The sequence below is a fragment of the Marinobacterium iners genome (genome assembly GCF_017310015.1).
Taxonomy (GTDB): Bacteria; Pseudomonadota; Gammaproteobacteria; order Pseudomonadales; family Balneatricaceae; genus Marinobacterium; species Marinobacterium iners.
This window is the reverse complement of record NZ_CP022297.1, coordinates 1072992-1096787: the sequence shown is the minus strand read 5'-3', so window position 1 is coordinate 1096787 and position 23796 is coordinate 1072992. Positions and strand designations below refer to the sequence as shown.

The 23796-nt window shown below is 57.6% G+C and carries 19 protein-coding genes; 14 read left to right on the top strand and 5 right to left on the bottom strand.

The annotated features are described in order from the left end of the window. Positions 1-29 precede the first annotated feature (29 nt). The 14 genes from purH to CFI10_RS05265 all read left to right on the top strand — a co-directional run bounded on the left by purH (position 30) and on the right by CFI10_RS05265 (position 16239). Entirely contained in the window at positions 30-1613 is a 1584-nt protein-coding gene (gene purH / locus CFI10_RS05330) for a bifunctional phosphoribosylaminoimidazolecarboxamide formyltransferase/IMP cyclohydrolase (protein ID WP_091825323.1), read from the top strand. Between the two features lie 16 nt (positions 1614-1629). Next, positions 1630-2916, top strand: coding sequence for a phosphoribosylamine--glycine ligase (gene purD / locus CFI10_RS05325; protein WP_206840354.1), 1287 nt, complete (start codon positions 1630-1632; stop codon positions 2914-2916). Positions 2917-2982: 66 nt separating this feature from the next. Beyond that, on the top strand, positions 2983-3597 hold the full coding sequence (locus CFI10_RS05320) for a LysE family transporter (RefSeq protein WP_206840338.1): 615 nt from the start codon (positions 2983-2985) through the stop codon (positions 3595-3597). 84 nt (positions 3598-3681) lie between these two features. Next, the gene (locus CFI10_RS05315; protein WP_206840328.1) at positions 3682-4002 is read left to right on the top strand and encodes a hypothetical protein; all 321 of its coding nucleotides are present in this window, start codon (positions 3682-3684) and stop codon (positions 4000-4002) included. Between the two features lie 237 nt (positions 4003-4239). Further along, positions 4240-5307, top strand: coding sequence for a Leu/Phe/Val dehydrogenase (locus tag CFI10_RS05310; protein ID WP_206840326.1), 1068 nt, complete (start codon positions 4240-4242; stop codon positions 5305-5307). Next, positions 5300-6388, top strand: a complete 1089-nt coding sequence (pdhA, locus tag CFI10_RS05305) for a pyruvate dehydrogenase (acetyl-transferring) E1 component subunit alpha (protein WP_206840324.1) — start codon at positions 5300-5302, stop codon at positions 6386-6388. The genes CFI10_RS05310 and pdhA overlap by 8 nt, the downstream gene beginning before the upstream one ends. Further along, entirely contained in the window at positions 6381-7367 is a 987-nt protein-coding gene (locus CFI10_RS05300) for an alpha-ketoacid dehydrogenase subunit beta (RefSeq protein ID WP_206840322.1), read from the top strand. Before pdhA ends, CFI10_RS05300 begins: the two co-directional genes overlap by 8 nt. Continuing rightward, positions 7367-8479, top strand: a complete 1113-nt coding sequence (locus CFI10_RS05295; protein ID WP_091825304.1) for a dihydrolipoamide acetyltransferase family protein — start codon at positions 7367-7369, stop codon at positions 8477-8479. Before CFI10_RS05300 ends, CFI10_RS05295 begins: the two co-directional genes overlap by 1 nt. Before the next feature lie 214 nt (positions 8480-8693). Next, the gene (locus CFI10_RS05290) at positions 8694-10616 is read left to right on the top strand and encodes a PrkA family serine protein kinase (protein ID WP_206840313.1); all 1923 of its coding nucleotides are present in this window, start codon (positions 8694-8696) and stop codon (positions 10614-10616) included. 75 nt (positions 10617-10691) lie between these two features. Continuing rightward, a complete protein-coding gene (locus tag CFI10_RS05285) occupies positions 10692-11990 on the top strand; it encodes a YeaH/YhbH family protein (protein ID WP_206840311.1) in 1299 nt (432 codons plus the stop codon). Then, positions 11980-13506, top strand: coding sequence for a SpoVR family protein (locus CFI10_RS05280; RefSeq protein ID WP_206840309.1), 1527 nt, complete (start codon positions 11980-11982; stop codon positions 13504-13506). Before CFI10_RS05285 ends, CFI10_RS05280 begins: the two co-directional genes overlap by 11 nt. Before the next feature lie 51 nt (positions 13507-13557). After that, the gene (locus CFI10_RS05275; protein WP_175527614.1) at positions 13558-13929 is read left to right on the top strand and encodes a histidine triad nucleotide-binding protein; all 372 of its coding nucleotides are present in this window, start codon (positions 13558-13560) and stop codon (positions 13927-13929) included. A gap of 152 nt (positions 13930-14081) precedes the next feature. Then, a complete protein-coding gene (locus CFI10_RS05270; protein ID WP_242530122.1) occupies positions 14082-15053 on the top strand; it encodes a bifunctional enoyl-CoA hydratase/phosphate acetyltransferase in 972 nt (323 codons plus the stop codon). A 4-nt stretch (positions 15054-15057) separates the two neighbouring features. After that, positions 15058-16239, top strand: coding sequence for an acetate/propionate family kinase (locus CFI10_RS05265; protein ID WP_206840307.1), 1182 nt, complete (start codon positions 15058-15060; stop codon positions 16237-16239). 15 nt (positions 16240-16254) lie between these two features. Here the strand turns inward: CFI10_RS05265 and rlmB are convergent, their stop codons facing one another. From rlmB to relA, 5 genes are all read right to left on the bottom strand, one after another. After that, a complete protein-coding gene (gene rlmB / locus CFI10_RS05260) occupies positions 16255-17007 on the bottom strand; it encodes a 23S rRNA (guanosine(2251)-2'-O)-methyltransferase RlmB (RefSeq protein WP_206840305.1) in 753 nt (250 codons plus the stop codon). A 100-nt stretch (positions 17008-17107) separates the two neighbouring features. Continuing rightward, a complete protein-coding gene (adk, locus tag CFI10_RS05255) occupies positions 17108-17764 on the bottom strand; it encodes an adenylate kinase (RefSeq protein ID WP_091825285.1) in 657 nt (218 codons plus the stop codon). Between the two features lie 234 nt (positions 17765-17998). Beyond that, positions 17999-20605: a phosphoenolpyruvate carboxylase gene (ppc, locus tag CFI10_RS05250; RefSeq protein WP_206840303.1), complete on the bottom strand. Its 2607-nt coding sequence runs from the start codon at positions 20603-20605 to the stop codon at positions 17999-18001. A gap of 98 nt (positions 20606-20703) precedes the next feature. After that, the gene (gene mazG / locus CFI10_RS05245; protein ID WP_206840300.1) at positions 20704-21507 is read right to left on the bottom strand and encodes a nucleoside triphosphate pyrophosphohydrolase; all 804 of its coding nucleotides are present in this window, start codon (positions 21505-21507) and stop codon (positions 20704-20706) included. Beyond that, positions 21504-23777, bottom strand: a complete 2274-nt coding sequence (gene relA / locus CFI10_RS05240; protein ID WP_091825277.1) for a GTP diphosphokinase — start codon at positions 23775-23777, stop codon at positions 21504-21506. The genes mazG and relA overlap by 4 nt, the downstream gene beginning before the upstream one ends. Positions 23778-23796 lie beyond the last annotated feature (19 nt).

Genomic DNA, 23796 nt, shown 5'->3' with positions numbered 1-23796 from the left:
TGAATTCATTTCGAACTGGAACGCTTACCATGTCTGAACAGAACACCAAAGCCGTCCGTCGCGCCCTGATCAGCGTGTCTGACAAGACCGGCATCGTTGACTTTGCTCGTGCACTCAGTGCCGAAGGCGTCGAGATCCTGTCCACTGGCGGCACCTACAAACTGCTGTGTGACAACAATATCCCGGCGATTGAAGTCTCGGATTACACTGGCTTCCCTGAAATGATGGATGGTCGCGTCAAGACCCTGCACCCCAAAGTGCATGGCGGCATTCTGGGCCGTCGCGGCACCGATGATGCCATCATGAGCGAGCACGGCATTCAGCCGATCGACATGGTTGTGGTTAACCTTTACCCGTTCGCCGCTACCATCGCCCGCCCTGACTGCGATTTGCCGATGGCTATCGAAAATATCGATATCGGTGGCCCGACCATGGTGCGTTCCGCCGCCAAGAACCACAAGGATGTTGCCATCGTCGTCAATGCATCCGACTACGACAGCATTATCGCTGAGCTGAAATCTGACAACGGCCTCGGCTTCAAAACCCGCTTCGATCTGGCTGTGAAAGCATTTGAACACACCGCTGCCTACGACGGCATGATCGCCAACTATCTGGGCGCCATCGTCGAAGGCGACGAGGAGATGCCGGCCGACTTCCCACGCACCTTCAACACCCAGTTCATCAAGGCACAGGACATGCGCTACGGCGAGAACCCGCACCAGCGTGCGGCCTTCTACGTTGAAGCCAACCCCGGCGAAGCCAGCGTGGCAACCGCCCGTCAACTGCAGGGCAAAGAACTATCGTTCAACAACGTGGCTGATACCGATGCAGCACTGGAATGTGTCAAACCGTTCCAGGAACCGGCCTGCGTCATTGTCAAGCACGCCAACCCCTGTGGAGTTGCTGTCGGCAACGATATTCTGGAAGCCTACAATCGTGCCTTCCAGACTGACCCCACTTCAGCGTTTGGTGGCATCATCGCGTTCAACCGCGAGCTGGATGGCAAGACTGCCCAGGCGATCGTTGACCGCCAGTTTGTGGAAGTGATCATCGCCCCGAGCGTGACACAGGAGGCCTCTGATATTGTCGCCGCCAAACCCAACGTGCGCCTGCTCGAATGCGGCCAGTGGGATAAAGAACGCAAACACAGCTTCGACTACAAGCGTGTTAACGGCGGCCTGCTGGTGCAGGACCAGGATCTGGGCATGATCGACGCCTCTCAGCTGAAGATCGTCACCCAGCGCCAGCCCACTGAACAGGAGATCCGTGACCTGTTGTTCTGCTGGGAAGTGGCCAAGTACGTCAAATCCAACGCCATCGTCTACGCCAAGAACGGCCAGACCATTGGCATTGGCGCCGGTCAGATGAGTCGCGTATATTCTGCCAAAATCGCCGGCATCAAGGCCGCTGACGAAGGCCTGGAAGTGCCGGGCTCCGTTATGGCGTCTGATGCGTTCTTCCCGTTCCGTGATGGCATAGATGCCGCTGCAGCGGCGGGTATCACTGCAGTGATCCAGCCCGGCGGCTCCATGCGCGATCAGGAAGTGATCGACGCTGCCGATGAGCACGGCCTTGCCATGGTATTCACCGGCATGCGTCACTTCCGTCACTAAACAAAGGGAATCGAACATGAATATTCTGGTTATCGGTTCCGGCGGTCGCGAGCACGCACTGGCCTGGACCGCGGCTAAAGATCCTGCAGTCGAATGCGTATATGTCGCTCCCGGCAACGCCGGTACGGCCATTGAGCCCAAGCTGGAGAATGTGGATATCGACGTGATGCAGATCGATGCACTGGTCAACTTCGCCCGCGACAACGCGGTAGCGCTGACCATCGTCGGTCCTGAGGCACCGCTGGTAGCCGGCATCGTTGATCGTTTCCGCGCAGCGGGTCTTGCGATCTTTGGTCCGACCGCCGGTGCGGCTCAGCTCGAAGGTTCCAAGGCGTTCACCAAGGACTTCCTGGCACGCCATGAGATTCCGACGGCGGAGTATCAAAACTTCACCGAGATCGAACCTGCGCTGGCCTATGTGCGCGAGAAAGGCGCCCCGATCGTGGTCAAGGCCGACGGCCTGGCTGCTGGCAAGGGCGTCATCGTGGCGATGACCCTGCAGGAAGCTGAAGACGCCATTCGTGACATGCTGGCCGGCAACGCCTTCGGTGATGCAGGCAGCCGCGTAGTAGTTGAAGAGTTCCTCGATGGGGAGGAAGCCTCCTACATCGTCATGGTCGACGGCGACAATGTGCTGCCGATGGCCACCAGCCAGGACCACAAACGTGTTGGCGATGGCGACACCGGTCTGAATACCGGCGGTATGGGTGCCTACTCTCCGGCACCGGTAGTAACCGCCGAGATCGATCAGCGTGTAATGGACGAAGTGATCATGCCGACCGTGAACGGTATGAAGGCGGAAGGCAACGAGTATACCGGCTTCCTGTATGCCGGCCTGATGATAATGGCCGACGGTACACCTAAGGTAATCGAGTACAACTGCCGTTTCGGTGATCCCGAAACCCAGCCAATCATGCTGCGCCTCAAGTCTTCACTGGTAGAACTGTGCCAGGCGGCGCTCGACAGGAAGCTGGACCAGACCACTGCCGAATGGGATGAGCGCAAGTCCGTTGGGGTCGTCATGGCGGCTGGCGGCTACCCGGGCGACTACGCCAAGGGCGATGTGATCAGCCTGCCGGAATCCTGCCCGGAAGGCAGCAAGATATTCCACGCCGGCACCCAGCTGGATGACAAGGGCCATGTGGTCACAGCCGGGGGGCGTGTGCTCTGTGTCACCGCACTGGGTGACAGTGTGACCGAGGCTCAACAATGCGCCTACGCACTGCTGAAGCAGGTCAGTTGGAAGGATGCCTACTTCCGTACCGATATCGCTTACCGCGCGATTGCACGCGAAAACACCTGATATTTCACGCCAATGTTTCAACAGCCGCCTTCGGGCGGCTGTTTGCGTTGCAGAGGTTTTATAACGATGAGTACAGAGATCTGGATTGCACTGCTGGGCACCGCCCTGCTGATCAGCCTGTCTCCCGGTGCCAGTGCCGCCACCGCCATGGGCGCAGGTCTGACCTATGGTGTCCGCGGCGCCTGCTGGAGTACGCTTGGGCTTGTCAGCGGCTATGGCGTACAGATTATGGTGGTATCTCTTGGGCTTGGCAGTCTGATTGCCACCTCACCGAAGCTGTTTTCCATCCTTAAATGGATCGGTGTAGTGTATCTTATCTGGCTCGGAATCCGTTTCTGGAGACAGCGCGCATCAGGTGAGGTGGAGTCGCTTGCGTTTGCGCCTCGTCACAGCCGCTTCCTGCAGGCGTTGCTGGTCAACATTACCAACCCAAAAGGTCTGGTTTTTCTGCTCGCGCTGATCCCCCAGTTCATCGATCCCGCCCGGCCGCAGCTGCCCCAGCTAATTACTATTAGTGCTACACTGATGGCAGCCGAAGCCTGCATCATGACCGGATACAGTGGCTTGGCATCGGGCCTGCGGCAGCAATTCGCTCACCCCATGGCCATGATCTGGCAGCAGCGGCTGGCAGGCAGTGCACTGATCGCCGCGGGACTGGCGCTTTCGGTGGCCACTCTCTGATTCAATGGAACGACCGGCATGACAGGATGGCAACGGATACTGACTGGGCTAGGCCTGCTGGCTCTGCTCTCGGGGTGCAGTCTGATGAAACGACATGACTCCCCTGAGCAGAGCGGCTACTGCCTGCGGGCTGGACAGGAGCAGGCATTCGATTGCTCAGCACCTGCCCTGGAGGTAAACCAGGTACGTGACCCTCTGCAACCCCGCACCCACTTTACGGATGAAGAGCTGTTCTCCCTTCTGTCGGAGGTTAAACGCTGGCTGGAACGTGAGCGACTGATCGCAGCCGGCGAACCCGTCCCACCCCACCTGTTGCCCCAAGAGGCACCAGCCGCACCACCTGCCCCCGTCTCACCGACCGGTTCACCTCTCTGGCCGCGTGTACTGGAAGCGCTTTCGCACTGATTCTTCGCACTGCAACACGGATCCAATTCATCCTTGCCGATCGCTCTGTCATCGGGCCTGAAAGTGTCTTTGTGCATCTGCACATGCCGCACCCAATCACTCTAAATCACTGATCCTCAAGCTGTACTTTGCCCAGAGCTGTGCTATTCAGAATGTAAGGGGTGGTGCTGTCCACAAGACTCAAGGTCACCCATTCACATACGTTTTCCCTGACGCCCCAGTGCGGAGGACCCCGTCATGTTGAAGCAGATGGAAAACGCCGGTCTGACCGACCTCCACTTCGGCCTGGATCCGGCTACCGGTCTAAAAGCCATTATCGCGATTCACTCCACAGCGCGCGGCCCGGCCATCGGCGGCTGCCGTTTTATCCATTACACTCGTGAGCAGGATGCCATTACCGATGCACTTCGACTTGCCCGTGGCATGAGCTACAAGGCCGCCTTGGCCGGCTTGCCCCACGGCGGCGGCAAGGCGGTGATTATCAAGCCGGAAGGCGCGTTTGACCGAGCCGCATTGATGCAGACCTTCGGCCGCATGGTGGATCAGCTGGGCGGGCGCTATATCACCGCCATGGACAGCGGTACCGAAGTCAGCGACATGGATGCCATCGAAACCACTACCCGCTTTGTCAGCTGCACAAGTGCCAGCGGCGATCCCTCTCCACATACATCACTGGGTGTATTCGAGGGCATCAAGGCTGCAGTTATGCATCAGCTTGGCAAGGACAGTCTGGCAGGGCTCAGCATCGCCATTCAGGGGCTTGGCCATGTGGGATACGCACTGGCACAGCGCCTGCACCAGGCCGGCGTACAGCTCTACGTCGCCGATATTGAGCGCGAACGGACCGATCGCTGTGTGCGTGAATTCAACGCCCGAGCCGTTGCAACCGAGGCGATCTACGATACCGGTGCGGATATTTTCAGCCCCTGTGGCCTGGGCGCCACCCTCAACAGCGACACCATCCCTCGCCTCAACTGTCGCATTGTTGCCGGCTGTGCCAACAACCAGCTGGCGACCGATGAGGACGGCAACCGCCTGCGTCAGCGAGGAATTCTGTATGTACCTGACTATGTGCTCAATGCCGGTGGATTGATTCATGTTGCCATGCATCATGCCGGTCGCTCCGCTGATGAGCGTGATGCCAAGATTCGTGAAATTGCAGCAACCCTCACTCATCTCTTTGCAGAAGCCGACCGTACCGGTCAGTCAGTGCACCATGTCGCTGACCTGCACGCCGAATCGCTGTTGCAGGCGGCCGGTGAGGTACAGCTGACTCATCAGCACCAGGAGGTGCAGCATGCATGAGATACGCTATCACGGCGAAATTCATCTGACCCGTTACCTGGCTCCGGACGGCACACCTGTGGGTGGCATGCCTGAGTGGGCGCAGGGCAGTGATCCCTGGTGCCACTATTACCGCCAGATGGTGCTCGCTCGGCAGTTTGATGCCAAGGCGATCAGCCTGCAGCGTACCGGCCAGCTGGGTACCTATGCCTCTCTGCTGGGTGGCGAGGCCATTGATGTGGTTTGTGGAGCACTGATGCAGCCGGAAGACGTGCTGGTACCCTATTATCGCAACCATATTCTGCAGATGATGCGCGGCGTTCCCATGCAGGATGTGCTGCTGTACTGGGGTGGTGACGAGCGCGGCAGCGCTTCACCGGCCATGCGCAAGGACCTTCCCAACGCAGTCCCCATCGCCACCCAGTGCCTGCATGCATGCGGCGTGGCCACGGCACTCAAGTTGCGTCAGCAACCACAGGCCGTACTCACCATGATCGGCGATGGCGGCACCTCCAAGGGTGATTTTCTGGAAGCCATCAATGTGGCCGGTGCCTGGCAGCTGCCGGTGGTCTTCGTGATCAACAACAATCAGTGGGCCATCTCGGTGCCTCGTGCCAAACAGTGCATTGCTCCGACACTGGCTCAGAAAGCGATCGGTGCCGGTATCCGCGGCGAGCAGGTGGACGGCAACGATGCCGTTGCCCTGCATGAAGTGGTCGGCCAGGCATTGGCACGCGCCCGCAACGGAAAGGGCCCCACATTGATTGAAGCGGTCAGCTACCGACTCTCCGACCATACCACAGCCGATGACGCCACCCGTTACCGTTCGGCAGAAGAGTTGAAACAGGCTTGGGCACGAGACCCCCTGCCTCGTCTGCGCACTTGGCTCCACAGCCAGAATCTGTGGGACGAACAGCAGGAGCAGCGCTGGCAGGAAGAGGCCAAGGGGATGATCGGAAAGGCGGTCGATGCCTACCTGGCCATGCCGCCACAGGCGATTGATGATCTGTTTGATTATCTCTATGCAGAATGCCCGCCGGGGCTGCAACGGCAGAAAGAAGAGATGCGTCAGAAGCGGCAGGGAGGAGAGGATCATGAGTGACAATGCCATTACCCTGCTGGATGCCGTTAATCTGGCACTGGCACGCGCTATGGAAGATGACCCTAACGTAATTTTGCTGGGCGAGGATATCGGCACCAACGGCGGCGTGTTTCGTGCCACTGCTGGCCTTCAGGATCGCTTCGGTGAACGCCGCGTGATCGACACGCCGTTGGCCGAAACCATGATTGCGGGTCTCAGTGTCGGCATGGCCACCCAGGGCATTCGGCCCGTCGCTGAAATCCAGTTCATGGGCTTCATCTTTCCGGCCTTTGAACATCTGGTTGCCCATGCCGCCCGCATGCGCCACCGCACCCGTGGCCGCCTGAACTGCCCCATGGTACTGCGGGCGCCGTTCGGCGGCGGCATTCATGCCCCCGAACACCATTCGGAAAGTACCGAAGCCCTGCTGGCACACATCCCCGGGTTACACGTCGTGGTGCCCTCGTCCCCCGCTCGTGCCTACGGTTTGCTGCTGGCCGCGATTCGTTGTGACGACCCGGTTGTCTTTCTGGAACCAAAACGGATCTATCGCGCCAGCAAAACACTGGTGGAAGACGATGGACAGGCTCTGCCGCTGGATACCTGCTTCACCTTGCGCGAAGGAGAGGACATCACTCTGATCAGCTGGGGGGCTGCCGTCACGGAAACCCTTGCCGCTGCCCGCCAGCTGGCAGAGAACGGTGTCAGTTGTGAAGTAATCGATGTTGCGACCCTGAACCCGATCGACCATGACACCCTGATCGCATCGGTCAGCAAAACCGGCCGCTGTGTCATTGTGCATGAAGCATCGCGGCACGGCGGCCTGGGAGGAGAAATTGCCGCCACTCTGGCCGAACAGGCTCTGCTCTCGCTCAAGGCCCCGCCACGCCGTGTCACCGGCTATGACACCGTCATGCCCTATTACCGTAATGAACAACTCTACCTGCCCACCACGGCTGACATTGTTCAGGCCGTGCAGGAAACGCTGGAGTACGCCTGATGAAATATTTCAAGCTGCCCGATCTGGGCGAGGGTCTGCCCGAAGCGGAAATCGTGGAATGGCATGTTCGTGAAGGAGACAGCATCAAGACCGATCAGATCATGGTATCGGTGGAAACGGCCAAGGCGATCATTGAAGTCCCTTCGCCCCAGGATGGGGTGATTGCGCACCTGTTTGGTGCAGAAGGTGACACCATTCACACCGGTGAGCCTCTGGTCGAGTTTGCGGATGAGGACGACAGTGACAGTGGTACCGTTGTGGGCGAACTGAGTCGACACCAGGGCAGTGACAGTCAGCGCGAAGAGTTCATTATCGGGGCCGCTCCCAGCAGTCGCCAGGCGGCATCCGCCCGAGTAACACCCGCTGTACGCGCCTTGGCTCAGCGCTTGAATGTGTCACTGGATACGCTGCGCGGCAGCGGTTCACAAGGCGCTGTCACGGCACAGGATGTGGAACATGCCGCAAGCCTCGACCGTTCACTGGGCGCTCCCGAGGCCCTGCGCGGCGTACGCAAACAAATGGCACGGACCATGGCCCAGTCCCATGCTGAGGTGGTACCGGTCTCGCTGTGTGAGGATGCCGATATCGACCACTGGCCCGCCGGTACCGACATCACCATGCGGCTGGTTCAAGCCATCGCGGCTGCCTGCAAGGCCGTTCCCGAGCTGAATGTCTGGTTTGATGGCCATCAGCTGGCACGGCGGGTACACCAGAAAATCGACCTTGGCGTGGCCGTGGATACCGAGCAGGGACTGTTCGTACCGGTCCTGCGTGATATCGGCAACCGGTCTGTCGAAGACCTTCGCGAAGGGCTGAACCGGCTGCGTGCCGATGTCAAATCCCGCTCCATTCCACCGGCCGAGATGCAGGGCGCCACCATCACCCTCAGTAACTTCGGCACCCTGGCCGGCCGTTACGCCAGCCCGGTGGTGGTACCGCCTCAGGTGGCGATTGTGGGTGCGGGTGTGATTCGATCAGAGCCGGTTGCCATTGATGATCAGGTCGTCGTACACAAGGTGATGCCCCTGTCACTGACATTCGACCATCGTGCCGCCACCGGTGGCGAAGCGGCGCGATTTATGCAGGCACTGATTATGTCGCTGCAGGCCTGAGCCGTTTGTCGCGATGCAACGTATGACAATTCAGATGGTCAAATCAGACAGGAGGACAGGACCGCTGGATGACAGGTGCGACCAGCTTTTTTAGGTCGCACCTCACTTGACTCTCCGTAATCTGAACTACACTGAAATCACTGGAACGCTTCGCCGGTTTGGCCAATAAGCGTTTGAATTTTCAGTGGGTAGCGTAACGTACAGGAAGGTGAGCATGAGTATCTTCGAGCACTATAAGGCACGTTATTCGGCCATCCTGCAGGAAGAGATGAGCCTGCAGGAGTATCTCAACCTGTGTCGGGAAACCCCAAAGGTATACGCCAATGCTGCCGAGCGCATGCTGGATGCGATCGGTGAACCCGAGGTGATCGATACCGCACTGGACCCTCGCCTGAGCCGCATCTTTTCAAACAAGGTGATCAAGCGCTACCCTGCTTTCAGCGAATTCTACGGCATGGAAGAAGCGATTGAGAGTATCGTGTCCTACTTCCGCCATGCAGCTCAAGGGCTCGAAGAGAAGAAACAGATCCTGTATCTGCTCGGACCTGTTGGGGGTGGTAAGTCATCGCTGGCGGAGCGTCTCAAGCACTTGATGGAGCATATCCCCTTCTATGCGATCAAGGGCTCACCGGTATTCGAGTCACCGCTGGGACTGTTCAATCCGGAAGAAGACGCCGAAATACTGGAGCAGGAGTACGGCATCGCCCGTCGCTACCTGCGTGGCATCATGTCCCCCTGGGCCGTGAAACGTCTGCATGAATACGGTGGTGATATCACTCAGTTTCGGGTGGTGAAACTGCATCCGTCCATTCTGGATCAGGTAGCCATTGCCAAGACCGAACCGGGTGACGAGAACAACCAGGACATCTCAAGCCTTGTCGGTAAGGTGGACATTCGCAAGCTGGAAGAGTATCCACAGCACGACCCGGATGCCTACAGTTTCTCTGGCGCCCTGTGCCGTGCCAACCAGGGGATTATGGAATTCGTCGAGATGTTCAAGGCACCGATCAAGGTGTTGCATCCACTGCTGACTGCCACTCAGGAGGGCAACTACAACAGCACCGAGGGCATGGGTGCCATCCCCTACGACGGCATTTTGCTGGCCCACTCCAACGAATCGGAATGGCAGAGTTTCAAGAACAACAAGACCAACGAAGCGTTCATTGACCGTGTGTATATCGTCAAGGTGCCCTATTGCACCCGAGTGAACGAAGAGATCCATATCTACGAGAAACTGCTGGAAAACAGTTCGCTCAATGCCGCCCCATGCGCACCGGATACCCTGCACATGCTGGCCCAGTTCACTGTCCTGTCACGCCTGAAGGAGCCTGAAAACTCCAGCATCTACTCCAAGATGCGCATCTACAACGGCGAGAACCTCAAGGACACCGATCCACGTGCCAAGTCGATGCAGGAGTACAAGGACTCCGCCGGCGTCAACGAGGGTATGGATGGTCTCTCAACCCGGTTCGCCTTCAAGATTCTGTCCAAGGTATTCAACTTCGACGCCATCGAGGTGGCGGCCAACCCGGTCCACCTGATGCATGTACTGGAGCGTGAGATCAGTCAGCAGCAGTTCCCGACCGAAACCCAGGAGCGCTACATCGGCTTTTTGAAAGAGTATATCGCGCCCAAGTACATCGATTTCCTTGGCAAGGAGATCCAGACCGCCTATCTGGAATCCTACTCCGAGTACGGGCAGAACATTTTCGACCGCTATGTCACCTATGCCGACTTCTGGATTCAGGATCAGGAGTACCGTGACCCTGAAACAGGTGACATTCTCGATCGCCAGGCCATCAACGAAGAACTTGAGAAGATCGAGAAGCCGGCGGGTATCAGCAACCCGAAAGACTTCCGCCACGAGATCGTCAACTTTGTACTGCGCGCCCGGGCCAGCAACAACGGCAAGAACCCGGCATGGAACAGCTACGAGAAGATGCGCTCCGTGATCGAGAAGAAGATGTTTGCCAATACCGAAGATTTGCTGCCGGTGATCTCCTTCAATCCGAAAGCCTCTTCGGACGATCAGAAAAAACATGGCGAGTTTGTGAAACGGATGATCGAACGTGGATACACCGAGAAGCAGGTTCGCCTGCTGTCCGAATGGTACATCCGCGTCCGCAAATCGCAGTAACCGGGCACCAGGAGCCGTAGCCTGATGGAACTGACCCGGCAGTTGCCTGGCAACTGCCGCATGGGAGCCTGAAACATGAGTTACATCATAGACCGCCGAGAGAACGCCAAGAAAAAAAGCACGGTAAACCGTCAGCGTTTTCTGCGCCGCTACAAACAGCACATCAAACGTGCCGTTGAAGACGCCATCCATGATCGCTCCATCAAGGAGATCGATCAAGGCGGACAGGTCACCATTCCTCGACGTGACATCTCCGAGCCGGTCTTCCATCACGGTGAAGGTGGATTGCGGCACAAGATTTTCCCGGGCAACAAGGAATTTGTCGAAGGCGACGAGTTCAAACGCCCCGAAAGCGGTGGTGGCGGTGGCGCCGGTCAGGGAAAGGCCAGCAATCAGGGTGAAGGCGAGGATGACTTTACCTTCACCATCAGCCAGGAAGAGTTCCTCGACTTCATGTTTGAGGATCTTGAGCTGCCCTGGATGGTGCGCAAACAGCTCAAGGATGCCACCTCGTTTGAAACCCGTCGTGCCGGCTTCACCAGCAGCGGATCACCGGAGAAGCTGCATATTGTGCGCTCGTTGCGGGCCGCTCATGCCCGTCGCATCGCGCTGACCGACAAGAACGTACGACAGCAGATTCGTGCCCTGCGCAAGGAGCTCTGGGCGCTTGAAGACACACCACCCTCCGTTGAAAAAACAGAGAAGATCACCGCCTTGCGTGAGCAGATCACTCAGCTTGAAAAAGGCTCTCGCAAACTGCCGTTTCTGGATGACTTTGACCTGCGCTACACCAACCTCGTGCGAGTGCCCTTGCCTTCCAGCAAGGCGGTCATGTTCTGCATCATGGATGTATCCGGCTCCATGACGCAAAGCGTCAAGGATATCGCCAAGCGTTTCTTCATCCTGCTCTATCTGTTCCTGAACCGGAACTACAAGCAGATCGATGTGGTCTTTGTGCGCCACCACACCCATGCCAAGGAGGTGGATGAACAGGAGTTTTTCTATTCTCGCGAGACCGGCGGCACCATAGTCTCCAGCGCCCTGGCTCTGACCGCCGATATTATCGATGCCCGGTATCCCCCGGCCGACTGGAACATCTATATCGCTCAGGCGTCGGACGGCGACAACTGGGATGGCGACTCGACCACCTGCAGCAAGCTGTTGGCCAGCCGCATTCTGCCCAAAACCCAGTATTACGCATACGTGGAGATCACCACCGGTCCACACCAGAATCTCTGGCATGAATATGAGCAGGTGCGTGAAGCTTTCAAGGAGCAGTTCGCCATGCAGCAGATCACCGATGCTGGCGATATCTATCCGGTCTTCCGCCGACTGTTCGAGAAGCGTACCGAGGGGGGTGCCCATGAGTCGTAAAAAACGCCAGCCAATCTCGACCGGCTCAGACTGGACCTTCGAGCTGATCGAGTCCTATGACCGGGAAATTGGCCGTGTCGCCCGTGAGTTCGGGCTTGATACCTATCCCAACCAGATCGAGGTCATCACCTCGGAACAGATGATGGACGCCTACTCCTCGGTCGGCATGCCGCTAAACTATAACCATTGGTCCTTCGGCAAGCAGTTTGTGGAGACCGAGCAGAACTATACCCGTGGCCGCATGGGGCTGGCCTATGAAATCGTTATCAACTCCAACCCCTGCATCGCATATCTGATGGAAGAGAACACCATCACCATGCAGGCGCTGGTGATTGCACATGCCTGCTACGGCCACAATTCCTTCTTCAAGGGCAACTACCTGTTCCGAACCTGGACTGATGCCAGTGCCATCATCGACTACCTGCTGTTCGCCAAGAACTACATCCGCCGCTGCGAGGAGAAGCATGGCGTGGAAGAGGTTGAGCAGCTGCTGGACTCGTGCCACGCCCTGATGAACTATGGTGTCAACCGCTACAAACGCCCACGCCCGCTCACCGCCGCCGAAGAACGTGAGCGTCAGCAGGACAGGGAAGAATACATACAGCGTCATCTGAACGATCTGTGGAACACCACCGTACCCCGCAAGGCGGACAGTGATGATCGCAAACACCCTCGCTTTCCGGCAGATCCGGAAGAGAACATTCTCTACTTCATCGAGAAGAACGCGCCACTGCTCGAACCCTGGCAACGGGAGATCGTTCGCATCGTGCGCAAGGTTGCACAGTATTTTTATCCCCAGAAACAGACTCAGGTGATGAACGAGGGCTGGGCCTGCTTCTGGCACTATACGTTGCTGCATCAGCTGTATGACGAGGGGCTGGTCACCGACGGTTTCATGATGGAGTTTCTTCATTCCCATTCCAGCGTGGTCTATCAACCCCCGTTCGACAGCCCCTATTTCAGTGGAATCAACCCCTATACGCTGGGTTACAACATGATGCAGGATATTCGCCGCATCTGTGAAAATCCGACCGATGAGGACCGGGAGTGGTTCCCCGATATTGCCGGCAGCGACTGGAAAGCAACGCTTGACCACGCCATGCGCAACTTCAAGGATGAAAGCTTCATCCTGCAGTATCTGTCACCCCGGTTGATGCGGGAGCTGAAACTGTTTTCGATCATGGATGACAGCAATCGTCCGGTACTGAAAGTCGATGCTATCCATAATGAACGTGGCTATCGTCAACTGCGCGAATCACTGTCCGCTCAGTACAACCTCGGCAATCGTGAGCCCAACATTCAGGTCTGGAATGTGAACATCCGTGGCGACCGTGCCCTTACCCTGCGTCATTACATGCATAACAACCAGCCATTGGGCCAATCAACTGAAGAGGTGTTGCGGCACGTACACCGCCTGTGGGGATTCGATGTACAGCTTGAATCCGTACTGCCGGACGGTACCGTTGCCAAGCAGTATGCCTGCCCACCACGGGAGCAAAAGGTTGAGGCAATCTGACTGCGCTCGCTATACTGCTTCGACACGAATCAAATGAGTCGAGAGAAGGTTATGGATTGTCTGTTCTGCAAAATTCTGGAAGGTGAAATCCCGGCTGAGCGGGTGTACGAAGATGACCAGGTCATCGCCTTTCGCGACATCAACCCACAGGCACCCTTTCACTGCCTGATTATTCCGCGCAAGCATATCGCAACATTGAATGACATTGCCGACGACGACCGCGAGGTAGTGGGGCATATGATTCAGGCCGCCAGCAAAATTGCTCAGCAACAGGGCTTTGATCAGGATGGCTACCGCACCGTATTCAACTGCAACACCCACGGTGGCCAAACGGTCTACCACATTCATCTGCACCTCCTCGGTGGCAAGCCGATGGGTTGGCCTCCGTATCAAGACACTCTGAAAACCCCGGTTAACAACTGAGGCATGGTGGCCGAGCCACATGCTCGGCTGCCCTGGATCTTGCCTCGGATCAATTTTGCCGCGAGCCTGTCCGCTTTATGTTGCACTGCGTCATAATGGGTTCATTATAGGACTATACCCTAGTCATCAGCATTCTCAGGAAGGATACCCCCATGTCGATATCAGCTGACGCCCCCAACACCACGATTTCAACCGAGACACCGCCGATGCACAACCAGCTGGAGTTCTTTATTGAGCAGGCACGCAAATCCGGCCCTATCCGCACCGCCGTTGTCCATCCGGTCGATCACAACAGCCTTTTGGGTGCCATCGAAGCGGCTGAACAGGGGTTAATCGAGCCTCTGCTGGTCGGCCCGGAGCACAAGATTCGTGCCGCAGCCGAAATTGAAGGCATCGACCTGTCACCCTACAAAATCATCAGCACCGAACACAGCCACATGGCGGCCGAATGCGCCTGTACACTGATTCGCGAAGCCAAGGCCGTCGCGCTGATGAAAGGCAGCCTTGGCACTTCTGAACTGCTCAGTGCCGTGGTTCATAAAACCAAAGGCATCCGTACAGAGCGGCGCCTGAGCCATGTATTCGTGTTTGACGTGCCCAACTACCACAAACCATTGGTGATCACCGATGCCGCCATCAACGTGGTGCCTGATCTGTTGGTAAAACGGGATATCGTTCAGAACGCCATCGACTTCTGTCAGTCATTGGGTAATGAGTCGCCCAAGGTCGCGATTCTGGCCGCGGTTGAAAAGGTGAAGCCGACCATGCAGAGTACCATCGACGCTGCCGCCCTGTGCAAAATGGCAGATCGCGGACAGATCACTGGCGGCATCCTGGACGGCCCGCTGGCTTTCGATAATGCCATTTCACTGCAGGCCGCCATCGACAAACATATCAACTCACCGGTCTCTGGTGACGCCGATATCCTGCTGGCGCCAGACCTTGAGGCCGCCAACATGATCGCCAAGCAGCTGATCTACCTGGCCGATGCCAAGTCAGCCGGCCTGGCCGTAGGGGCCAAGGTACCCATTATTCTGACCAGCCGTGCCGAAGGTACTCTGGGCCGCCTGGCGTCCTGTGCACTGGCTTCCTACATGGTCAAGCATCCACGCAAGGGGGGCTGAAAGCATGGATACCATTCTGACCGTTAATGGTGGCTCCTCCAGTCTCAAATGTGGCCTATATGCCCTGCGTGCGAGCGAACTTCACTGCCTGTTTCACCTAAAAGTGGAAAACCTGCTGGGTGACACCACACTGTTCAAGGTGCGTGATGAAGACAACCGGGTACTGGACTCGCATCAGCTGGAGTGCCAGTCAGTGGCACTGGACGAGCGTCATCAGTTCGCCTTGCGTGAAGTGCTGCAATGGGTCGAAGCGCACCTGCCGGAGTCACGTTTGATTGCGACCGGTCACCGAGTCGTACATGGTGGTGACCTGTTCAACACACCGATGCGACTGGACGATGCTGTGCTGGAGCAATTGAGAAGCTTTATCCCGCTGGCCCCGCTGCATCAACCTTATAACCTGAAGCTGGTTGAAGCCTGCCGTGCACTGGCACCACAACTACCCGTTGTCGCCTGTTTCGACACCATGTTCCATGCGGCACAGCCCCGGCTGGAGCGGCTATATGCCTTGCCGCGCCACCTCATCGAGAAAGGCGTGCACCGCTATGGCTTCCATGGCTTGTCCTACGAGTATATCCAGCGCCAGCTCAGCCTTGGCGGAGCTGGCAATTTGAAAACAGTGGCCTGTCACCTGGGCGCAGGCGCCAGCATGTGTGCCATTCGAGATGGACGCTCCATCGCATCCAGCATGGGCTTCACCGCCGTCGAAGGCCTGCCCATGGGTAGTCGCACCGGCAATCTTGACCCTGGCGTGCTTCTCTATCTGATGCGGGAAGAGAACATGGATGTGGATGCACTGGAAAAGCTGATCTACAAGGAAAGCGGCTGGCTGGGCGTTTCCACCATCAGCTCGGACATGAAGGAGCTGCATCAGGCCAATGATCCTCGCGCCGAGGAAGCAATCGACATGTTTTGCTACCGTGTCGCGCTGGAGATGGGCCGCCTGGGTGCCGCACTGGAAGGGGTGGAACAGGTGGTGTTCTCGGGTGGTGTCGGCGAGAACGATGCGGATGTGCGCGCGCGCGTGCTGGAGCGCTGCCGCTGGCTTGGCATAGAGATTGACAGTGAAGCGAATCAGCGCAACAGCGGTATCATCAGCACGCCGGACTCAAAGGTCACTGTGCGTGTGATGCCGACCAATGAGGAAGCGATGATCGCCACCCATGTGGATGAACTGCTGCACTGAAGCACACAGCGGAGGCTAGGCCTCCGCTTTTACCGCCCGCTGACGCACCACTTCAAACAGGCACACTCCGGTTGCCACGGACACATTGAGGCTACTGACCTCCCCTGCCATCGGAATGTTCACCAGCTGATCGCAATTTTCACGGGTGAGACGACGCATGCCCTTGCCTTCCGCACCCATCACGATCGCCTGCGGCCCGGTCAGGTCAGCCTGATACAGGCTCTGGGTCGCTTCGCCGGCGGTTCCGGTGATCCAGATACCGTGTTGCTGCAACAATTGCAGGGTACGCGCCAGGTTGGTCACCTGAATGTAAGGCACCACTTCGGCAGCACCGCAGGCAACCTTGGCAACGGTGGCATTAAGCGGTGCCGACTTGTCCTTGGGGGCAATAACGGCTGTTACGCCTGCGGCATCCGCTGTACGCAGGCAGGCTCCCAGATTGTGTGGATCGGTTACGCCGTCCAGCACCAGCAGCAGAGGAGCTGTGTCGGATTGTTCCAGCAGCCGGTCCAGTGCCTTTTCACTCAAGGCACGCAGCGGTTCACATTCGGCGATAACCCCTTGATGACGACCTCCACCAGCACGCTGATCCAACCCTTCACGCGGCTGTGTGATCACCTTGATGCCGCGCGTACCAGCCAGATCCAGTACTGTCTGCAACCGGGCATCTTCGCGGCCCTGCTGGATCAACAGGCAACGAACCCGATCGGAATTGCGCTGTAGAAGAGTCGTGACGGCGTGCAGGCCGAAGATATCCGTTGTGTTCATGCTGCCTCATATGGCTGTATCAGAAAACAGGCGGGTATTATGGGCCAATTGAAAGCAAAAAGCCGCCCACTGGCGGCTTTTTAACAATCAGAACAGGCAATCAGCCTTCGAGACCCGCAAACACCTTGTTGCGGATATCATCAACGCTGCCGACACCTTCAACGTATACATAACGCGGCGCGTTCGCTTCACCGGATTCATTCCAGCTGCGGTAGTAATTGATCAGCGGAGCTGTCTGGTCATGATAGACCTTCAGGCGCTGACGTACGGTTTCTTCCTTGTCATCCTCACGCTGAACCAGTTCCTCACCGGTAACATCGTCGAACCCTTCCTGCTTCGGCGGGTTGAACACGATATGGTAGGTACGGCCCGAAGCCGGGTGTACGCGGCGACCGCTCATACGCTTGATGATTTCAGCATCGGCCACATCAATCTCGACAACGGCATCAATATCCACACCGGCATCTTTCAGCGCATCAGCCTGCGGCAGGGTGCGGGGGAAGCCGTCAAACAGGAAACCATTGGCACAGTCTGCCTCTGTGATACGTTCCTTGACCAGCCCGATGATGATGTCATCGGATACCAGGCCGCCTGCGTCCATCACTTCCTTGGCCTGCTTGCCAAGCGGGGTGCCCGCCTTGACCGCAGCACGCAGCATGTCCCCTGTGGAGATCTGCGGAATGCCGTACTTTTCGGTGATGAACTGGGCCTGGGTGCCTTTGCCGGCGCCCGGTGCTCCAAGCAGAATAATGCGCATCTATTTCGTCTCCTGAACGTTGTTGTAAACTGCAACTCGGGCCGCACGCCAAGGCCCTGTCGGGACGATACAGCGGCAGCCACTTTATAGTTATCCTGCAGGACAGGCTAAACGCCCCTGCCCTGCGCACACAATTCGACATTAGACCTAGCTGCTGTCCAACTGTTGACAAAAAAGCCGAGGTTACGACAAAGCCCGAGTCCTGTTCAAGCCCTCACGTCCTCTTCGTAGTGATCAGCCGGTGTTACGCATGCCCGCTGAAATGCCAGCCATGGTAACCATCAACGCCTGCTCCAGACGCTGATCCGGCTGGTTGCGATCACGGAACAACAGCTCCGCCTGCAGTACATGTAATGGGTCGATATAGGGGTTACGCACCTCTATCGACTGACGAATCACGCTGTTGCCTTCCAGCAACTGCTGCTCCTGTTTTATCTGCTTCACCTGCTCAACAGCCTGCTGCAGGCGAGACCTGAGACTGGAACCCAGCACCCCCAACTCCGGCGAGGCCAACCGCTTTTCGTAGTAGGCCGAAATGTTGACATCACTTTTGGCCAACACCATCTCCAGCATATCGATCCAGGACTGAAAAAACGGCCACTGTTCATACATTCCGTGCAACAGTGGCTCCTGGCCTTCCTCCAGCGCCTGCTTCAACGCCGCGCCCGAACCCAGCCAAGCGGGCAGCATCAAGCGGATCTGGGTCCAGGCGAAAATCCAGGGTATGGCCCTGAGGCTTTCCACTCCACCATCGACCTTGCGCTTCGCCGGTCGTGACCCCAACGGCAGCTTGGCCAGCTCCTGCTCCGGCGTAACCGCGCGAAAATAGGGTACGAACTGGGGCTCTTCACGCACCAGCGAACGGTAAATGGTCATACCGCAAGTGGCCATGCTGTTCATCAGCGTACGCCATTCAGGTTCAGGCTGCGGCCCCGGACTGAGGGTTGCCTCCAGCACCGCTCCGGTGTAAAGCGTCAGGTTGCGTACTGCAATTTCAGGGATGCCGAACTTGAAGCGAATCATTTCGCCCTGTTCCGTCACGCGCAGACTGCCCGCGACCGAACCCGGTGGCTGCGCCAGAATTGCGGTATGGCTGGGGCCACCGCCACGGCCAACGGTACCACCGCGGCCATGGAACAGCGTGAGACGAACCTGCTTGCGCCGACACAACTCCGTCAGGGCCTCCTGTGCACGGTACTGCCCCCAGGCCGCTGCCAGCTGCCCGGCATCCTTCGAAGAATCCGAGTAGCCAATCATCACTTCCTGATGGCCTTCAATATAATCACGGTACCAGTCGATCTGCAGCAGTGACTCGATACAGTCACGCGCGTTGTCCAGGTCATCCAATGTCTCAAACAGCGGTACCACCCGCATATTGCGCTCTACACCAACCTCCTGCAGCAGCAGGATAACGGCCAGCACATCCGATGGCTGGCCCGCCATGGAAATCACGTAGGAACCAAGACTGTAATCTGGATTGGCGGCGATCACCCGACAGGTACTGATCACTTCCTGCACACTGGCAGAGGGTGCCCAGCGGTGAGGAATCAGCGGGCGACGCGAATTCAGCTCCTGCAACAGAAAAGCCTGCTTCTGTGTCTCATCCCAATCCGAGTAACAGCCCAACTGATAGAATTCGGTCAGAGCATCGAACACTTCGGTATGACGCTCGGCATTCTGGCGAATATCCAGACGCACCAGCGTCAGGCCAAAGCAGGCGATACGCCTAATCAGGTCTTCCAGCGCCCCTGCAGCGATGCAGCCCATGCCACTGTCATTGAGCGAGCGATGGCACAACAGCAAAGGCTCAATCAGTTCGTCCAGCTCGCTGATCCACAGGTCCGGATTACTGGCACGGCCCTTGAGATAGTCTTCGATGCCCTGCCGGGTTTCATGCAGGCGGCTGCGCAAGCGCCCCAGAATCTCACGGTAGGGTTCGGGGTGGTTATCCGTTTCATGTCGCAGCTCGGCATTGGCCTGATACATGGACAGCTCGCCACGCAACAGGTCCACGTCACGCGCATACAGGTCGGCAGCCATCCAACGCGCCAGCAGCAGCACCTCGGAGGTTACCTCGGCAGTCACATTGGGGTTACCATCACGGTCGCCCCCCATCCAGGACGAGAAGCAAACCGGTGAGCAGGTCAGCGGCAGTGAGGTATTCAGTGTTTCCTGCAGACGATCATCCAGCAAACGCAAAAAGCGCGGTACGGCACTCCAGAGCGAGTTTTCGATCACTGCAAAGCCCCATTTGGCCTCTTCTACCGGGGTGGGACGGTGCTGACGAATCTCATTGGTATGCCAGATCTGACTGATCAACTGATCGAGGCGATGCTGTACCGACTCACCGCGATCGCGCTGTTTGAGGGTCTCGGCAATGGCATCGTACTTCTGGATCAGAGTACGTCGATTGACTTCGGTGGGATGAGCCGTCAACACCAGATCGATGCACATCTCGTTCAGGCAGGCCAGGATTTCATCAGGACCGCGACCTTCGCCATGCAGGCGTTTAAGCAGGCTGTCAATCAGCTCTTCATCTTCGTCACCTTCGGTTTCATAGTGACGACGTACCCGATGATGCTCTTCGGCGATATTGGCCAGATTGAGGAACTGGGTGAACGCGCGGGCGATTGGCAACACTTCATCTTCACTCAGTTCACTGAGAGCTTCTCGCAGTGCGGCTTGTGTCGCATCCTCGGCATGTCGCGCCGACTTGGCCAGCTTGCGGATATACTCAACCTTGTCGAGGAAGTCGTGGCCCAGATGGGATTCCATTGTTCGGCCCAGGCTCTCACCCAGAATCCGGACATCATCGCGTAACGCTTCGTGCAGGTCGCTCATGCGCTCACCTCCATTGACATATCATGCCTCGATGCTAACCGATTCCGTCGATCAGCATAACCGCCATTGGTATGATTGCACAGCAACGAACGAAGGTATCAAAGCCCCTTCTGCTTGGCTTCGTCCCACCAGTGGTCAAGCTGATCCAGACTCAGCTGCTCCCACGCCTGGCCACTGTCGGCTACGCGTGATTCCACATGACGGAAGCGACGTTCAAACTTGGCATTGGTGTGACGCACTGCCTGTTCGGGGTCAATTTCAAGGTGCCGTGCCAGATTAACCTGCGCAAACAGCAGGTCACCGATCTCTTCACGGGCATTGTCCAGATCACCTTTCGCCAGTGCTTCGCGCAATTCGGCAATTTCCTCTTCTATCTTGTCCAGTACGCCCTGAGTATCCGGCCAGTCAAAGCCAACCCGCGCCGCACGGCGCTGCAGTTTGGCGGCACGGCTCAGTGCAGGCAAGCCAACAGGAATATCATCCAGCACACCGGTGCGGGATTTGGCCTCTCGCTCCTGCTGTTTGATCGTTTCCCAGTTGCGGTTGACCTGTTCCACGGCGATGGCGTCAACACCGGCGGAGTTCAGACTGCCGTTCGGGAACACATGTGGGTGACGACGAATCAACTTGGTCACCAACTGATCGATGATGCGATGCAGATCAAACCAGCCCTGCTCGTCCGCGAGGCGAGCATAGAACACCACCTGAAACAGCAGATCACCCAGTTCGTCACGCAGGTGCTCCCAGTCTTCCCGCTCGATGCAGTCGGCCACTTCGTAAGCCTCTTCCAGCGTATGCGGCACAATGCTGGCGAAGGTCTGCTGCAGATCCCAGGGGCAGCCTGAATCGGGCTCCCTCAGGGCATCCATCAGTCGGATGAGGTCATCAAGACTGTAGCTCATCGCCCGGCCCCGCTGCGTTCACGGTGTACGTCCAGGACGTTGGGCACCTGATTGATCTTGTCCATCAGTCGGCCCAGTCGCTCAAGCCGTGGAATCTCAACGGTCAGTGTCAGACGCGCCATGTTGTTCTTGCGATCAGTCAGGGTGTTAGCCGCCAGAATATTGAGTTTCTCGTTGCTCAGCACCAGCATCACATCGCGCAGAAGACCCGGGCGGTCAAACGCTTCAATGATCATATCCACCGGGTAAGTCTGTTCGTGCTCGTCACCCCAGTCGACACTGATCACCCGGTCCGGCTCGTTTTCACGCAAACCCATCAGGTTGAGACAGTCCTCATGGTGAATCGAGATCCCCCGCCCCTGGGTGATGTACCCCATGATCGGGTCACCGGGCACCGGTTTGCAGCAGGTCGCCAGGGTGGTCAGCAGGTTGCCAATCCCCTGTATGTTGATGCCGCTGCCACCGCTGCGGGGTTCCTTCGCCGACTGGCTGGTCGGCAGCGCCAGGTCCAGCTGGGATTCCTGCCGGTCAGGCTCAACCTGACGCTGGGCCTCATGAATGATCTGCGATAGGCGCAGGTCGCCAGCGCCAAGAGCTGCGCAGAGGTCTTCCGAGGTTTTATAGTTGAGTGCTCGCGCAATATCGCTGAGGTCTATCGTGTGCGGATCCAGCGCCAGGCGGCGGAATTCACGCAGAATAATATCTCGCCCCGCTTCGGCATTCTGCTCCTTGGCCTGAAGCTTGAACCAGTGCGCTACCTTGGCACGTGCACGAGAGGTGGTCACAAAGCCGTAGTTGCTGTTGAGCCAGTCACGTCGTGGCGCTTCCTCGCGGGAGGTCATGATTTCGACCTGGTCACCGGTTTTCAACGCCTTGTTGAGTGGGATAATGCGGCCGTTGACCTTCGCACCCCGGCAACGGTGCCCGACTTCGGTATGCACACGGTAGGCGAAGTCGACCGCCGTAGCGCCCTGCGGCAGGTCGATCACATGGCCATCGGGTGTAAAGACATAGACCCGATCCTGCACCACATCACCGCGCAACATATCACCCAGCGCTTCGGTATCACCCAGGTCGTCATGCCACTCCAGCACCTGCCTCAGCCAGGCGATTTTCTCTTCATAGCCATCGCCACGGGCCTGGGTATCCGTGCCCTTGTAAAGGTGGTGAGCACACACGCCCAGCTCCGCTTCTTCATGCATGGCGAAGGTACGGATCTGTACTTCCAGCACTTTGCCTTCCGGACCGAACACGGCCGTATGCAGTGAGCGATAGCCGTTGGGCTTGGGTGATGCGATGTAGTCATCAAACTCGTGCGGAATGTTGCGCCAAAGGCCGTGCACAATCCCCAGCACGGTGTAGCAGTCACGAATTTCGGGCACTAGAATGCGGACGGCACGTACATCATAAACCTGACTGAAGTCGATGTTTTTGCGCTGCATTTTGCGCCAGATACTGTAGATATGCTTGGCGCGCCCCATCACGTCACCAGCAATACCGGCATCGTCCAGTCGGCTACGCAGCAGCTCCACCACCTGGTTGATGAACAGTTGGCGATCGAGACGCTTTTCATCAAGCAGACGCGCAATATGCTTGTAGTCGTTGGGTTTCAGATAGCGGAAGGAAAGGTCTTCAAGCTCCCACTTGATATGACCAATGCCAAGTCGGTGTGCCAATGGCGCGTAGATGTCGAACACCTCGCGCGCCACCAGATAGCGCTTCTTGCGGTCACCGTCCTTAACGCCTCTAATGGCGCAGGTACGCTCGGCGATCTTGATCAGTGCAACACGCACATCATCAATCATCGCCACCAGCATCTTGCGGACATTATCGATCTGAGCAATCTTGGTGCCGAGAACACCATCATCCGAGCGCGGATTCTTGCGGCTGCCGATGGCAGCCATCTGCAATACACCGTCGATCAGGCCCGCGATGGTTTCACCGAACTGCTCCTGCACTCGCCCCAGGCTGAGCTTGCGCTCACGCACTGCGCGGTAAAGGATCGCCGCAATCAGCGTTTCCTGGTCTTGCTGCAGCTCCGCCAGAATCTGGGCCATTTCCAGCCCGGTACGAAAACTGCCAACCGTGTTGTGAGACCAGTCATCATCCGACTCGGCAACCGCAGCCCTTGCTTGCTTGGCCAGCAGACACGCCTGACGGATCTGGTCGATATCGCTGACTTCCACCTGCTGCTGCAGACGCAGCAGCCAGAGGTCCAGATCAACGGTACCATCTTCTCGTATCGGGTGTTCTTCTCGAACCTTCACCATGGCTGAACGCCACTCCTGT